The sequence below is a fragment of the Priestia sp. TSO9 genome, from assembly GCF_021029645.1.
GTDB classification, from domain to species: Bacteria; Bacillota; Bacilli; order Bacillales; family Bacillaceae_H; genus Priestia; species Priestia megaterium_E.
In genome coordinates this window covers 695,656-710,343 of sequence record NZ_JAJEKD010000009.1, presented here as the reverse complement: position 1 = coordinate 710,343, position 14,688 = coordinate 695,656, and the positions used below count along the sequence as shown (strand labels likewise).

The following is a 14,688-nucleotide window of genomic DNA, read 5'->3' as shown; positions in this document are numbered from 1 at the left end:
AACTCTCCCCTCTCCTTGTTCACTTTACGTTAGTATAATACGAATAGCATAATTTTGCTAGCCCTTCTCGGTTTGCTTTGTACTTTTTAGTGCGTATCCAACCTTAAAAAGGATGCTGATTTAGCCACTGTCCCCCGTCCATTGTGATGCATTCCCCATTGATATAAGATGCTTCATCGGAGAATAAGAAACTGGCTAATCCTGCTATTTCCTCAGGAGTTCCAAGGCGTCCTAGTGGTACAGAATTCAATGTACGCGCTTTCATTTTTTCTGACTCAAACAATTTATCGGCTCCTCCTGTTCGCTCGATCGGCCCTGGTGCAATCGCATTTACCCGTATACCATATTTCTTTCCCCACTCGACCGCGAGCGTGCGCGTCATGGTTAAAACTCCTGACTTGGCACAAGCTGAATGAATAACACCTGCTCCTGCATTCCAGGCATATGTAGCCACAATGTTTGTAATGGCCCCTTTTGTACCTTTATCGATCCAATATTTTCCTACTGCGGAACTGCAATAAAATGTACCATTTAATACGATATTAATTACGCTGTTCCATCCGTTAATGGATAAGTCTTCAGCTGCACATATAAAATTGCCTGCAGCGTTATTAACTAAAAAATCAATTTGGCCAAATGCCTTGTCCGTTTCTTGAACCATTCGTTCCACATCTTCTGGATTGCGTACATCCATTACCACTGAAAGTACCTGTCCATCAAACGTTTTAATTTCATTTTCTGTCTCTTGTAATCGATCGGCTGACCTGCCTGTGATTACCACATGAGCACCTTGTTCTGAAAATCGCTTCGCCATGTGTTTTCCCATTCCACTTGAACCGCCAGTAACAATTACGACCTTGTTCTTCAATTTATATTCCTCCCCAAAACATAAGTGTTTTACAACTATCATTTTACTATTTTTTCTGAATAAAGTGAAACTTTTATCCATTTAACTTAAAAGCAGACTTCTCGTTGTGATGATAAAAAAAACAATGCTATAATGAAGACTTGAAAACTATAAGGAATAGGTTGATTTTGCATGAAAAAGACGTATACAAGACGATCTTTTTTGAAAGGACTAGCGTCTATTTCGTTAGGGTCTTTGCTCACCACGTCTTTTGGGTATACATATGCCAAATATATTGAGCCTAGACGTCTGCAAATTGTTCGTCATACAATTACTTCTAAAAACATTCCGAAAAGCTTTGACGGAATAAAAATTTTACAATTTAGTGATATTCATCTTGGACTCTCTTATGATTTATTACAACTGGAACAGCTTATGGTGACCATAAATAATTTGAAGCCTACTATTATATTATTTACCGGAGATTTAATGGATGTACCTAATGAATACCCGCATCCAGAAAGAATTCCCCCGATTTTACAGAGGCTTCAGGCCCCTCTTGGAAAATATGCCATATATGGTAATCATGATCACGGGGGATATGGAACAAATATCTACAAACAAGCCATTGAAGACGCAGGATTTAGACTTTTAGTAAATGAAGTTGACACGGTTTCCATGCCCGATAAAAGCTACATTCATATTTGTGGACTCGATGATATTATGCTTGGGAACCCACAATATGAAGGAACGCTAGGGCAATTACAGCCGGATATCTTTTCTATTGCTATGATTCATGAACCTGACGTTGCTGTCAAAGCAGCTCCTTTTCCAGTAGATCTTCAGCTCTCCGGCCATAGTCATGGAGGCCAAATTCAAATTCCTTTTTACGGTCCTTTGATTACACCGCCCTTTGGGACGGTTTACCCCGAAGGAATGTACGAAGTTGGAGATTCTAAAATGAAGCTTTATGTGAATAGAGGCTTAGGAACCACTCGCATTCCTTTTCGTTTTTTAGCTACGCCTGAAATTACGCTTTTCACCTTGCAATCAACATAAAAACGCCCTGTAAGGGCGTTTTTATGTTTTTTGTCTTTTTTTAGCTGATCATGACCGCCTAATTCTAGTCTTAAAGAAATAAACCAGGCTCAAAAGCTTCCGTTCAGCCATACACTACAAAGACAACTGACAAGGAGGTTAAATTATGTACTATCAATATCCCTATACAGGATATCGTAATATTCCAAATGGTGACGAGCGCTTTTTTGGATTTCCTTTTGTTGCTGGCTTAGCTGGTGGGCTGCTTGGCGGACTAGCTGTTGGCGGTTTTGGAGGCAGACCTGGGTGCTGTCCACCACCTTATCCTTATCCAGTTCCGTTTTACGGCGGTGGATTTCCTGGAGGAGGCTACCCTGGTGCCGGCTATGGAGGCGGTGCTCCTGTTTATAACACATACTACGGACCTGGATACGGTCCTGTTGGTCCCATTCCTAGATAATAACATGACTAAAAAGCCGAGTCTTCGGCTTTTTTTATGTTATTCTTGATCGCCGCAAAGAGCATATTGACAAAAGATCTCTTGACTGTTAATAGAGAGCTCATGTTCTTTTTTTATGACGTAATGATAATTCCCTTCTTGGTCTTGTTCTCGTGCTTTTACATTATCAGCAAGCATAACTTCAAGCCACTTCCACACCCTTTTTTTCAAATGTGTATCCAAGATAGGAAATAAAATTTCTACTCGTTTCACCATGTTTCTTGTCATCATATCTGCAGATGAAAAGAAAAACTTTTCCTGTTTATTATGATGAAAATAATAGATTCGGCTATGCTCTAAAAATCGTCCGACAATGCTTCTTACTCTTATATTCTCACTAACGCCTTGAATTTGAGGGCGCAAGCAGCACGCTCCTCTAACAATGAGTTCGATTGTCACACCAGCTATAGAAGCTTCATATAGCTTCATAATTAAAACCTTATCCGTCAATGAATTCATTTTCCCAATGATTCTTCCATTTCCATACCTTCTGTGATAATGGATTTCCTGATCAATGAGATGCAAAAAATCGTTTCTTATATCAAATGGTGCAACGGATAAATGATGATATACTGGTTTTTGCGTATAGCCACTTAAGTAATTAAAAAAATTGGCCGCATCTATCCCGATGTTTAGGTTGACAGTAAAAAGACTTATATCCGTATAGATCTTTGCCGTCGCATCGTTGTAATTCCCAGTACCAAGATGAACAAATCGTTTAATATGCTCTCCTTCTCTTCTCACCACGAGCGTAATTTTACCATGCGTTTTTAAATGAGTCATTCCATATATCACGTGGCACCCTGCCCGCTCTAGCTCTTTAGCCCATTGCACATTATTCTCTTCATCAAACCTCGCTTTTAGTTCAACTAGTACCGTCACTTGCTTACCTTTTGCAGCCGCTCGTTTTAATGCTTTAATAACGGGAGAATCTCCGCTTACCCTGTATAACGTTTGCTTAATAGCAAGCACATTTTCATCGTCTGCTGCACGGTTAACAAAATCAAGTACCGGCTTAAATGATTCATAAGGATGGTGAAGCAAAATATCTCTTTGCATTATTTGGTCGAAAACATTTTGATCGGGATGTAACTCTGTTGTAAGCTGAGGAATAAAGGCTTTTTCAGCCAACTCTTCATGCGTAGATTTAAGTAATCTATAAAACGAAAATAAACTGGTTAAATCCAGCTGTCCTTCGATCTCATACACATCTTCATCGTCAATTTCAAGTACTGACTTTAAATACGCTAGTACACCCTGATCATATGGATTCTTAATCTCAAGCCGAACAGCCGCTCCCCATTTTCGCTTCTGTAACTCTTCTTCAATTTCTTTTAGTAAATCCTGAGCGTCTTCTTCGTGAATAGTCATATCTGCGTTGCGGGTAATTCGAAATTGAGAAACGGAAGAAACGCAGTATCCCTTAAACAACTTTTTAATAAAATAGACAATTACATCCTCTAGCAATACAAATAGACGGGTAGAATCTGACGTGGCTATTTCAATGTAGCGCGTTAGCATCGAAGGTACTTGAACGATAGCTAATTTTCCTTTTACCTCGGCAATTTGCTTCTCATCATTTAAATTTTCTGAAAGGACGACTGCTAAGTTCAAGCTTTTATTCATCAACATAGGAAACGGGCGGTAGGCATCAATGGCTATAGGAGTTAAGACGGGAAAGATTTGCTCGTCAAAATACTGTTCAAGCTTATCTAGATTTAATTTCTCCAGCTTTTCAACCGTAATGATTTCCACGCCGTATTTCTGTAATTCGGGAAGAAGTGTGTGAATATACGTATCATACTGCTGCTTGACTAGATCGTGGTTTTGTTTGGAGATAGAAAATAGCTGCTGTTTAGGAGTTAAGCCTGCTTTGTTCTCAGGTTTGCTAAATCCAGCTTTCACTTGATCTTTTAATCCGGCTACCCGAATCATAAAAAACTCATCCAGATTTGAACTGAAAATTCCTAGAAATTTAAACCGCTCAAGCAAAGGGTTTTTCTTATCTACTGCTTCTTCCAGCACCCGCTTATTAAAAGCCAGCCAGCTCAATTCACGATTATTGTAATAAGCTGAATCAGCCACTTGTATGGTTTGCTTATAAGTGCGATTACTTTCTAACATTAGCCTCACCTTCCAGGATAATGGATTTAATCTAGTTAGCTATACTGAATATTCTAACCGATTCAGCGTTATTCTAAAGCTTAGTAAATTCAAGAACAATATTTTTTTTCACTACTTTTTCTAGATGCTTTTTCTGTTTTTCAGCCTGATATTGTTCAGGACGAAAGGTTTTTGTACATAATAGTTTAATCGTAACTGTGTTTTCATCGCTTTTCATATCAATATGTTGAACAACATTTCGCTTTGTTGCATGTAAACCGTCAGCTATTTTTAAAACCGCACCGAGCAGCTGGACTTTTTTTTGTTCTTCTTTTGTTAACCACTTTTTAAAAGGAGCAACATATTGCCTAAAAGAAGACTTCCCTTTATATGAAGAAACAAGTGCGAGCTTTAAACGTTCTATATGTGAAATACCATCAATTGTACGATTAGCAAGCACATAAAACGTATGCTGGCTGCTTGATTCCGCATCAATATACTTTCCTATATCATACACTTGCGCAGCTCTTATAAGAAGCGCTAAGTCATCCTCTTTTAAATCAACCGGCCCCTGCTCCCTAAAATGCTGAAACATCATAATAGCTGTGCGCGTAAGCTGTTTGACGTAATCTTTACTTACTTCAAACTCTTCCATTATTTCTTGAAAACTTTGCTGTATGACATCGGGGTACATTGGCTGGATATTAGCATCAGACGCTTCCTTAAATAACACCCCTTCTCTTAAGCCTTTGCGGCTTAAGATGAAGCGAGTCGCGTTCACTGTTTCATATAATGATTGAAATACTTCAATCGCTGGCAAAATTGTATCCGCACGATCTTTTGACAAGCGGTCTAGCTTTTGAAGATTGTGATAAGACAATAAGCCTATAGCAGATTTCACATGCAATATATCAGCTAAATTCATTTCATATTGATGCAGACCGGCGAGAGGATAGTGGATAAAACCTTGATGCACTTGCACCATACTTCTTGCACTTCCTCCAATTGCTACAATCGGAACTTGGCGATTTAAAAGCCACGGGACAGTATGGAAATGCCGGATTACAAAATTGCGGATTTTCATTTTTTCTTCTGCAGTGGGGATATTGCCTTTGACGAACTGCAGACGCAGAGATAAGGCACCGAACGGAAAGCTGTGGCACTCCACTAACTCTCGATTGCGAAAATACGTAACTTCCGTACTTCCCCCTCCAATGTCAATTGTAATGGCTTCTTCGATCGAAGTGGAATGAATAACGGCAACAAAGCCGTAGTACGCTTCTTCATATTCAGACAATAGTTGAATAGAAAAGTCGGTTTCTTTTTTTACAAGCGCTAGAACTTCTTTTGCATTAGCCGCTTGACGGATCGTAGCTGTGGCCACACAGGTAACGTGCGGGAGCTGCTGATGCTTGGTAATAACTCCAAACGTTTTAAGCGTATCAAGCAAGGTATATATTCCTTTAGCTGTTAACACTCCTTCTTTACTTAAATAATTTCGAAGCCGTGCAGCTACTTTCACGTTTTCAATTTGCTTAAACCCTCTGCCTTTTTTGTATTCATAAATAACAAGGCGTATCGTATTTGAACCTATATCAATCAGTCCATGCTTATAAGTCAATGTAATTTCAACACCTTTTTCAAAATAACTTTATGCTCACAAAGGTCACTTTTACTTTTTTCAATCGTATACTGTTACAATATAGTCATACATCAAAGGAGCGAAGCTAATGATATATATAGTAAAGCACGGTGAAACCTGGCAAAGCGTTTCAGGTGACTACCGGATTCCGGTTGAAGACCTGTGGATGGCTAATCCTTTTGTAAGCCATAGCACGCTGAAGCCTGGGCAAGTAATCATCATTCCAAACCTCCCTGATAAAGAGCTCATTCCTTACACAATCCACGTGTTTATTGCTGAAAAACAGCTTGAATTACGAAAAAATAATATCGTACAAAAAGTCTATCCCATTGCAGCAGGAAAAATGCTGAGCGCAACACCTACTGGAGACTTTGTTATCGTTAACCGGGAGCCAAACCCCGGGGGGCCTTTTGGCACTATGTGGCTAAGCTTGTCTAAAAAGTCATATGGCATTCACGGAACAAATGATCCAAGTTCTATTGGAAAAGCCGTATCCAAAGGGTGCATTCGCATGTATAATGCCCAAGTAAATGAGCTAGCTCAAATTGTGCCAAATGGTACTGGTGTTTATATTCGCCCTTCTCGACGAATGGCTCAATAGTTCAGGATTTACTAATTAATGATTGTTTAACTGTGCGAGCAGCATTTTTTAAAATAGAAAGTATAGCGTGCTGTTCCACTTTACTTGTATAAGGAAGCGTAACAAAACAAACCCTATACATAGGAAATTTCATTAATTACCAAAATACTTCTTCGTGTAATTATTTTCAAATGGGACAAGACACGCTATAATGAACGTATCAGCTTTCAGCTTATAGGTTGAACAGCTGATATGATAGAAAGGGAGTGAACGTATGTCTCAAGCAAATGGACAAGGCTCTTTGACCCCGTCTGTATCTGAGATTGCACAAGCTATTTTCACTGTAAATCGTCACGCAAAAGCTGCTCCTGATCCTAAGCAGTTATATACGTTAAAGAAAATTGCATTAGATCAACTAATTTTAGAAGGAAAAGCAAAAAAAGAAGGACTTCACTTTTCGCCAAACCCTGGTAAAAGTCAACAAAAATCAGATGTACTTGTATCAGTTGGAGACTACTTTTTCCATATGCCTCCAAAGAAAGAAGACTTCAAAGAGTTATCACACCTCGGCCATTTAAACCATCAGTATCGAAATCCCAAAACGACTATGTCATTATCTTATGCAAAGCGCTTATTATCTAAATATACGGGTCATCTCATACAGCCGGCCAAAAGCCCTGTTTCGACTCCAAGAAAACGGCAAGCACCTGTGTTTAAACCGCTGGGTAAAAGTTATTTTTAAAAAAAAGTGCCTGAAGTGGAGCAATCTGCGTTCAGGCACTTTTTTGTGATTCTACAAAATATAGAGATCGATCAACTCAACAAGCTCTCCGATTTCTGGCTTACTTACTTGTCCTTCCGCTCCTACCATCTTTCCTTTGTGACGTAAATCTTCTGTGATAAGAGAAGAGAAGATAATGACTGGAAGTATAGAAAGCTGAGGATTTTCTTTCACTTTTTTAGTTAAATGATGCCCATCCATTTGCGGCATTTCTATGTCTGTAATAAGCAGCTGGACTTGATCACTGATTTCCATTCCTTCATCGATCACCGAGCTTAGATAGTGCCATGCTTCCTCACCGTTCTCAAAAAATTCCGTGTTCTCATAACCCGCTTGTGCAAGAGTATCTTCAATCATTCGGCGCAGCAGCGGCGAGTCTTCAGCCACGACAATCTTTTTATTAGAGCGTTCCCTAGCCCCTAGCTTTTTTATTTTCGACTGATTAATACCCGCATCAGGGTTCACGTCAGAAATCAACTTTTCAAAGTCTAACAGCAGAATCATTTGACCGTTTAATTTCACCACTCCAGTAATCTGCGTTTCCAAACCTTGATACAAATCCGAAGGCTTCTCAATTTCTTTCCAAGAAATACGGTGAATTTGCGTCACTGCATGGGTATGAAAGACAATTTTTTGCTGATTGAACTCTGTAACAATTAACTTATCTTTTTCCGGCGTATTTGAAGGTTCCATTTTCAACGCTTTTGCTATGTCAACGACAGGAAGTACTTCCCCTCTTAGTTCTATAATACCTTCTATGTAAGAATGCGCATTTGGAACAGGTGTAATAGATACGGGATTAATAATCTCTCTAACTTTTACTACATTGATGCCAAACCAAACATTTCCTATCTCAAATTCGACAATTTCCAGTTCGTTTGTACCACTTTCCAACAGTATTCCTTTATCTCGATTCATATCACTTACTCCTCTCATCTCACCTGCTTATCTAATAGTCCATATTTCCTATTATAGTGACCGCCTCTTATATCCGTAAAGAAAAATTTTCTTATTTTGTTATCCTTTTTCCCTAAAACATATACATAAAATATTGTTTTACGAATTAACAGAATATTATATACTATATAAAAACATGAGCGTTGATCCCTTTCGTCTTATCCTCTGCTCAGTTTTTTAATTGCTCTGCTTTACTTCTCTATACTAGCTTATGAACTTGAGTCAAACGACTACTCCTATTCAAACGAGGTGTAATTTATGAACAGAGGATTACAAAAAGAAGAAACAAAAAAACGCATCCAAAAAGCAGCTATCTCTTTATTCCAACAGCAGGGATATCAAAAAACGACTGTGTCTCAAATTACCCATGAAGCGGGTGTAGCAAAGGGAACATTTTTTAATTACTTTAAAACAAAAGAAGAAGTTCTTCACTACCTTGGAATTAATTTTACAAACCGTATCTCCTATAAATTAGAACAGCTCCTCCAAACCGAAGAATCAACTGCTGCCATTGTTAAACAACTGTTTTTATTACTAGCACAATCAAACGAAGAAGCGAACCCTCACCTAATCCGTTCTTGGTTTCATATTGCTATTACCAACAGTTCCTTTCAACAATCTGAAATTCTTCAAATTGAAAAAATGCGCGCTCATTTTACAAAAGTTTTTCAAACAGGACAAGACCGAGGCGAACTTATAGTCGATATCCCTGCCGAAGAAATGGCTTCTATTGCTATACTTAATTTTTTTGGCACACTTCTCTACTGGTGTACCAACCAACCCGACTCTACTGCCCTTCAAGAAAGAATAGACAAGTCGGTTACTCTTCTATTTAGAGGGTTTCTTATTCATTCCTAAAAGCCTGTTCACAAATTTTCAACAAGAAATCGAAGATAGCTGTGGACTCTACAGCCAAAACGGTTTATACTACACAAAGTGAATGAATAATCTTAAAAGAAGGTGTTCGTAATATGAAAGGCTCCGTCATTCTTTTTAATGACGATAATGAAATGACCATTATTGAAAACGTAGAAGAAGCTGTATATCAAGATATTAAAGAACAAGAAGGCTCTGATCACTGCGTTGTAACATTGGACGATCATGAAGTTGATTTTGGCTACGTTTCCCCCGTTTATTGGCGTGAAGGCCAAATACACACTGACTAATATACAAGACCTGCATATATATGCAGGTCTTTTTATGCGCTTATTTTTTTGAATCTAGAATTGAACGTAAAGCAAGGAACCTCTGATTTCCTAACACATACCTTAGCACATTCGCAGCTAAAAACAGGGTTAACAACTATATAGAAAGGGTACATTTCAAGTAATAGAAGCTGCGTTTTATTTTAAAAAAGGAGGTTTATGTTATGAGTTCTTATCGAAAAAATATGAATCACTATCCTCACTCATCTCAGTACACACCTTACCAACACTATTACGCGAAAGAAGCTGATCGTATTTTAACGGCTATGAGTACAAACTTTAATAAACAGCATTTGAAATCTCTTATCGACGATGCGTTAGATAACAGAGACGAAGAACAATTTTATGAACTAACAACTGCTTATAATAAGCTATATAACACCTAACTTAAAACCACTATTTGCAAAATGCGCAAATAGTGGTTTTTTACCTATTTTCATTGTGATAAAATGAGTTGAAAATACGCGGAAGGATTTGAAACCATGGAGCATTTAATCAATAAACGTGTCAAAGAAATTGAACTATCAGGAATACGTACATTTTATAATATGGTCTCACAATACCAAGATGTTTTATCCCTCACAATTGGACAACCTGACTTCTTAACACCACAGCATGTAAAAGAAGCGGCAAAATCTGCAATTGATGATAACCAAACTTCTTATACCCACAATGCTGGAACAATAGAACTGCGCGAGGCAGCAGCTCAATTTGTCAAAGAAAAATATGACTTGCACTATAACCCAGCTGATGAAGTGATTGTGACCATTGGAGCTAGCCAAGCAATTGATATTGCTCTTCGCACCATTTTAGAAGAAGATTCCGAAGTTATTTTACCTGGACCTGTTTACCCAGGATACGAACCGCTTATCCGGTTAAACGGCGCTAAACCTGTACATATTGATACAACCGAAACAGGATTTCGACTAACAGCGGATTTAATCCAACAACATTTGACGTCTAAAACAAGATGCGTCATCTTACCTTATCCGTCTAATCCTACAGGCGTGACGTTGTCACAGCAAGAATTAGAAGAAATTGCTGCTCTTTTAAGCGATAAAAATATTTTTGTACTATCTGATGAAATATACAGCGAGCTCGTTTTTGATAAAAAACATCAGTCCATTGCCTCCATTTCCTCTATGAGAGAGAAAACAATTGTTATTAACGGAGTATCAAAGTCTCATTCCATGACGGGCTGGCGAATTGGCCTTTTATTTGCTCCTTCTTATTTAGCCAAACATATTTTAAAAGTTCATCAATACAACGTGAGCTGTGCTTCTTCTGTCTCTCAAGCAGCTGCACTCGAAGCACTGACAGCAGGTAAAAACGATGCGGTGGATATGAAAAAAGAATACGAACAAAGGCTGAATTATGTGTATGATCGATTAGTAAACATGGGATTTGACGTAGAAAAGCCGACTGGTGCTTTTTATATCTTCCCTTCTATTCAGAACTTCCACAGCAATTCATTTGATTTTGCCCTGGAGTTAGTAAAAGAAGCAGGTGTTGCACTAGTACCCGGCAGCGCTTTTTCTTCCCACGGTGAAGGATATGTACGCCTGTCGTATGCGTATTCCATGAACACACTGCGTGAAGCCTGTGATCGAATTGAAGCTTATCTTACATCTCGTCAATCACGCTAAGCCGATGGTAAGAAGTGTATGCATTTTTTTCTGAGTGATAGCACATAAGAGCGGGTATACTAGAAGCATATAAATTGACTTCAATAGTGTATCATTATAAAATGTGCATCGATTCACTAAAGAAATACATACTTTTAACGGAGGTTTTTATTATGACAAAAGATTTTTTTGATGTGGTAAATGAACGTACATCGATTCGAGAATATGACTCTTCAGCTAAATTAAGCAAAGAAGAATTAACGGAACTTTTAGAAGCAACAGTGAAGTCACCATCAGCTTGGAACTTACAGCACTGGCATTTCGTTGTTATTACAGACCAAGATGCGAAAGAACGTCTACTTCCAATTGCTTATAACCAAAAACAAATTACAGAAGCAGGCGCTGTAGTAGCTGTCTTAGGTGATTTAGAAGCCAATAAAAATGTAGATGACGTGTACAACCCACTAGTCGAAGCAGGTCACATGACAGAAGACGTTAAAAACATTTTGTCAGGACAAATTAACGGCGCTTATAAAAACGGTGCTTTTGCCCGCGATGCCGCGTTTACGAATGCTTCTCTTGCATCTATGACATTCATGCTTGCAGCAAAAGCAAAAGGATATGACACATGTTCAATGGGCGGATTTAACGCACAAAAATTTGTAGAAGAGTTTAAAATTGAGGATCGATACATTCCAGTTATGCTTATTTCAGTTGGAAAAGCAGCTAAAGAAGCACATGCTAGCGATCGTTTACCATTAGATCAAGTTACAACTTGGATTTAACAAAAAACCCTGCAGCTGCAGGGTTTTTCTATGTAACTAAATGGATTTAACCATGCCTCCGTCGATTAGAAATGACTGGCCCGTCATATATGAATTCGCTCCTGAGACAAAGAAAGCAACGGCTTTAGCAAACTCTTCAGGCTGACCGTAGCGCTTAAGAGGAATTTGGTTTCTCATCTCTTCTTCAATTTCTGAAACGCCTACTCCCAATTTTTCAGCACGAATGGTATCTAGCTCTTTCACTCGGTCTGTTGCAATTCTTCCTGGCGCAACCGTGTTGATTAAGATACCGTCCTCTGCCAACTCTGAAGCAAGGGTTTTGGTGAGCCCTACAATTCCTGTACGGAATGTATTGGATAGAATCAGCCCAGGGATTGGCTCTTTAATGGAAGAAGAAGCAATATTGACAATACGTCCTCCGCCCTTTTTCATAACGGGCACTACCTCACGGATAATACGAATATAGCTGAGGAGATTTAACTCAAATGCATGCTTCCAATCATCATCTGTTAACGAAAGGAAGTTCCCAGCTTTAGGACCTCCTGTATTATTAATTAAAATATCAATGGTTCCAAACTTATCTACTGTATATTGAATAACATCTTGAATGTCTTGAGTTTTCGTGACATCTGCCGTTTTATGTAACACTTGTCCGCTTCCAAGATATGAAATCTCTTCTGCTACTTGAATTAGTTTCTCTTCTGAGCGACTTGCAATCATAACGTTTGCGCCTTCTTCAGCAAGTCTGGCAGCAATCGCTTTACCAAGCCCTTGGCTGGCCGCAAATACAAGCGCTGTTTTTCCTTTTAATTCAACATCCATTTCTTTCACCTCGTCTAATAGTTCGAATCTTTTTAACTTTATCACGTTCTCGTCAAATTCTTCAATAAATATGAAATAGTTTCTTTTTTCCATATGGTATACTTAATTATCTGAAAATTTTTTCTAAAGGAGGCAAAAAAGCAGTGTATAAAAAGCAATGCTTTGTCTTTCATCAAAATAAGCCTGTAACATGTACATTACGATCATATACATCAAGCGACTTCGATGAGTTGATTCGGATTCAAGAAGAAAGTTTTCCCCCTCCTTTCCCTTCTGAATTATTATGGAGCAAAGATCAGTTAAATAACCATGTTTCCCTTTTTCCCGATGGAGCGCTATGCGTGGAGATAGACGGAACAATATGCGGATCTATCACAAGCACGATTGTTTCAGTGGAAGGAAATGCGGCTCACACATGGGATGAAGTAACAGGAAGCGGATATATTCATACGCACGACCCTTCTGGTAATACGCTTTATGTAGTGGACGTATGCGTCACTCCTTCGCATCGATCGATGGGGCTTGGGAAGCTTCTTTTGCAGTCTTTATATGAAGTCGTGATTCACTACAAGTTAGAAAGGCTGCTCGGCGGATGCCGCATCCCTGGATACGCATCAGTGTCTTCCTTATACACGCCCGTTGAATACATGAACCTTGTATCAGCCGGAACTCTCTACGACCCGGTTATGACCTTTTTAATGCGCTGTGGCAGAACGCCTATTGGTCTCGCAGCAAACTATATTGAAGATGAAGATTCACACAACTACGCCGTACTAATGGAATGGAAAAATCCATTTTATACGGCTATTCAAAAAGAGGCTGGGACAAAGGTATTTTAGCCCAAGTAAAAAACGAACCATTAATCAACATGTTTGATTAGTGGTTCGTTTTTTTGTGATGGTGAATATAGTTTTATCTGTTTCGTTCCTTCTAGCAGTTGATTGGGTTCATTTCGTTATGTCTCAACCTCTTTTTAGATTATTGAACTTCTTCAATGCTCCACTCTAGTTCTTTATGAGTGAGAACAAGATGCGCCTGCAATTTACTCATCTCTTTGTGCTCAAACCGATCGTTATACATTTCATTCATATCGTCAAAATCACCGATTGTATACAAAGGAATTTTAATATCTTTACGGGATTGAACCATATGTTCGAAATCAATAAACAAACCGTCATTCGTTAAAGTAAGAAGCGTATTTGCTAACACGAGCGGCAATATTGGATACTCTAACTTCTTCCTTCTAAATACAAATCTTTTTTGCTTAATTTCTGACATTTTTAACGGAATGATTCGGCTTAAAATATGCTTCATATCATATACATCTCGAAAATAGATTTTGTTATAAAATCCATCATCATGAGCTAAATAAACAAATTGATTACCGAGTTTATTATTAAATGGTGAATTGAGCGGTTTTTTTAAATGACCTAAATACAGCAGCGCTGCAATATCTTGAGGTTCTAACAAATCCAACGAAGATATATCCTCAAAATCAATCCAACAAAAGTCACCATAATTATAAACATCATCTTCTGCTAAAAGATGAATTTGTTCTTCTTCTACGTAGTCCATATGGGTTTGGTAGTGGTAATCACTGTCTTCAAAACCATGCTTTAACAATAATATATTTGCAAGCGGCGTAGGAAGGGAATGATAAAACTCTTTAAATTCAATTCCATATGTAATAAAGCATTTTTTATTTACATGGCCATTAATATAAACGATATCTCTTATTTCATCTGCTTTACTCAACCGTTCTAACCACCTTATTGATTGATTCTGTGATCGATATGTAACCGTT

General features: G+C 38.3%; 16 protein-coding genes. 10 read left to right on the top strand and 6 right to left on the bottom strand.

Annotated elements, in window-relative coordinates:
- Positions 1–103: 103 nt before the first annotated feature.
- Positions 104–868, bottom strand: a complete 765-nt coding sequence (gene fadH / locus LJC66_RS06315; protein ID WP_230932068.1) for a 2,4-dienoyl-CoA reductase — start codon at positions 866–868, stop codon at positions 104–106.
- A gap of 171 nt (positions 869–1,039) precedes the next feature.
- On the opposite strand from fadH, the gene LJC66_RS06310 reads away from it, so the two are divergent.
- On the top strand, positions 1,040–1,906 hold the full coding sequence (locus LJC66_RS06310) for a metallophosphoesterase (RefSeq protein ID WP_153251871.1): 867 nt from the start codon (positions 1,040–1,042) through the stop codon (positions 1,904–1,906).
- Between the two features lie 145 nt (positions 1,907–2,051).
- Positions 2,052–2,345 (top strand): hypothetical protein, encoded by a 294-nt coding sequence (locus tag LJC66_RS06305; RefSeq protein WP_013082274.1) that lies wholly within the window; start codon positions 2,052–2,054, stop codon positions 2,343–2,345.
- A 39-nt stretch (positions 2,346–2,384) separates the two neighbouring features.
- Here LJC66_RS06305 and LJC66_RS06300 read toward each other — a convergent pair whose 3' ends face one another.
- Positions 2,385–4,508 (bottom strand): RNA degradosome polyphosphate kinase, encoded by a 2,124-nt coding sequence (locus LJC66_RS06300; RefSeq protein WP_230932067.1) that lies wholly within the window; start codon positions 4,506–4,508, stop codon positions 2,385–2,387.
- Positions 4,509–4,581: 73 nt separating this feature from the next.
- Positions 4,582–6,108 carry a Ppx/GppA family phosphatase gene (locus tag LJC66_RS06295; protein WP_230932066.1) on the bottom strand — a complete coding sequence of 509 codons (1,527 nt, stop codon included), beginning with the start codon at positions 6,106–6,108 and terminating at the stop codon, positions 4,582–4,584.
- Positions 6,109–6,217: 109 nt separating this feature from the next.
- On the opposite strand from LJC66_RS06295, the gene LJC66_RS06290 reads away from it, so the two are divergent.
- On the top strand, positions 6,218–6,730 hold the full coding sequence (locus LJC66_RS06290; protein ID WP_230932065.1) for a L,D-transpeptidase family protein: 513 nt from the start codon (positions 6,218–6,220) through the stop codon (positions 6,728–6,730).
- Between the two features lie 253 nt (positions 6,731–6,983).
- Complete coding sequence (locus LJC66_RS06285; RefSeq protein ID WP_195695027.1) at positions 6,984–7,451, top strand: YkyB family protein; 468 nt, start codon at positions 6,984–6,986, stop codon at positions 7,449–7,451.
- A 51-nt stretch (positions 7,452–7,502) separates the two neighbouring features.
- Here the strand turns inward: LJC66_RS06285 and LJC66_RS06280 are convergent, their stop codons facing one another.
- The gene (locus LJC66_RS06280; protein WP_230932064.1) at positions 7,503–8,408 is read right to left on the bottom strand and encodes a chemotaxis protein; all 906 of its coding nucleotides are present in this window, start codon (positions 8,406–8,408) and stop codon (positions 7,503–7,505) included.
- 297 nt (positions 8,409–8,705) lie between these two features.
- On the opposite strand from LJC66_RS06280, the gene LJC66_RS06275 reads away from it, so the two are divergent.
- The 5 genes from LJC66_RS06275 (at position 8,706) to LJC66_RS06255 (ending at position 12,062) form a co-directional block, all read left to right on the top strand.
- Positions 8,706–9,305 carry a TetR/AcrR family transcriptional regulator gene (locus LJC66_RS06275; protein WP_025749405.1) on the top strand — a complete coding sequence of 200 codons (600 nt, stop codon included), beginning with the start codon at positions 8,706–8,708 and terminating at the stop codon, positions 9,303–9,305.
- Positions 9,306–9,418: 113 nt separating this feature from the next.
- Positions 9,419–9,613 carry a hypothetical protein gene (locus LJC66_RS06270; protein WP_013056022.1) on the top strand — a complete coding sequence of 65 codons (195 nt, stop codon included), beginning with the start codon at positions 9,419–9,421 and terminating at the stop codon, positions 9,611–9,613.
- 203 nt (positions 9,614–9,816) lie between these two features.
- Positions 9,817–10,038, top strand: a complete 222-nt coding sequence (locus LJC66_RS06265) for an IDEAL domain-containing protein (RefSeq protein WP_028414125.1) — start codon at positions 9,817–9,819, stop codon at positions 10,036–10,038.
- A gap of 96 nt (positions 10,039–10,134) precedes the next feature.
- Positions 10,135–11,298: an aminotransferase A gene (locus tag LJC66_RS06260; protein ID WP_116074125.1), complete on the top strand. Its 1,164-nt coding sequence runs from the start codon at positions 10,135–10,137 to the stop codon at positions 11,296–11,298.
- A 152-nt stretch (positions 11,299–11,450) separates the two neighbouring features.
- On the top strand, positions 11,451–12,062 hold the full coding sequence (locus LJC66_RS06255; RefSeq protein ID WP_014461024.1) for a nitroreductase family protein: 612 nt from the start codon (positions 11,451–11,453) through the stop codon (positions 12,060–12,062).
- Between the two features lie 36 nt (positions 12,063–12,098).
- Here the strand turns inward: LJC66_RS06255 and LJC66_RS06250 are convergent, their stop codons facing one another.
- Positions 12,099–12,884, bottom strand: coding sequence for an SDR family oxidoreductase (locus LJC66_RS06250; protein ID WP_195695029.1), 786 nt, complete (start codon positions 12,882–12,884; stop codon positions 12,099–12,101).
- Between the two features lie 143 nt (positions 12,885–13,027).
- On the opposite strand from LJC66_RS06250, the gene LJC66_RS06245 reads away from it, so the two are divergent.
- On the top strand, positions 13,028–13,723 hold the full coding sequence (locus LJC66_RS06245; RefSeq protein ID WP_195695030.1) for a GNAT family N-acetyltransferase: 696 nt from the start codon (positions 13,028–13,030) through the stop codon (positions 13,721–13,723).
- A gap of 139 nt (positions 13,724–13,862) precedes the next feature.
- On the opposite strand, the gene LJC66_RS06240 is transcribed toward LJC66_RS06245, so the two are convergent.
- The gene (locus LJC66_RS06240; RefSeq protein ID WP_045292759.1) at positions 13,863–14,639 is read right to left on the bottom strand and encodes a hypothetical protein; all 777 of its coding nucleotides are present in this window, start codon (positions 14,637–14,639) and stop codon (positions 13,863–13,865) included.
- Between the last annotated feature and the right edge of the window lie 49 nt (positions 14,640–14,688).

Bases quoted from the DNA above. Each gene is read 5' to 3' on its own strand.
- LJC66_RS06280 (WP_230932064.1), bottom strand. From the start codon at position 8,408: ATGAATCGAGATAAAGGAATACTGTTGGAAAGTGGTACAAACGAACTG.
- LJC66_RS06305 (WP_013082274.1), top strand. From the start codon at position 2,052: ATGTACTATCAATATCCCTATACAGGATATCGTAATATTCCAAATGGT.
- LJC66_RS06265 (WP_028414125.1), top strand. From the start codon at position 9,817: ATGAGTTCTTATCGAAAAAATATGAATCACTATCCTCACTCATCTCAG.
- LJC66_RS06275 (WP_025749405.1), top strand. From the start codon at position 8,706: ATGAACAGAGGATTACAAAAAGAAGAAACAAAAAAACGCATCCAAAAA.
- LJC66_RS06250 (WP_195695029.1), bottom strand. From the start codon at position 12,884: ATGGATGTTGAATTAAAAGGAAAAACAGCGCTTGTATTTGCGGCCAGC.
- LJC66_RS06255 (WP_014461024.1), top strand. From the start codon at position 11,451: ATGACAAAAGATTTTTTTGATGTGGTAAATGAACGTACATCGATTCGA.
- LJC66_RS06285 (WP_195695027.1), top strand. From the start codon at position 6,984: ATGTCTCAAGCAAATGGACAAGGCTCTTTGACCCCGTCTGTATCTGAG.
- LJC66_RS06270 (WP_013056022.1), top strand. From the start codon at position 9,419: ATGAAAGGCTCCGTCATTCTTTTTAATGACGATAATGAAATGACCATT.
- LJC66_RS06290 (WP_230932065.1), top strand. From the start codon at position 6,218: ATGATATATATAGTAAAGCACGGTGAAACCTGGCAAAGCGTTTCAGGT.
- LJC66_RS06260 (WP_116074125.1), top strand. From the start codon at position 10,135: ATGGAGCATTTAATCAATAAACGTGTCAAAGAAATTGAACTATCAGGA.
- LJC66_RS06310 (WP_153251871.1), top strand. From the start codon at position 1,040: ATGAAAAAGACGTATACAAGACGATCTTTTTTGAAAGGACTAGCGTCT.
- LJC66_RS06300 (WP_230932067.1), bottom strand. From the start codon at position 4,508: ATGTTAGAAAGTAATCGCACTTATAAGCAAACCATACAAGTGGCTGAT.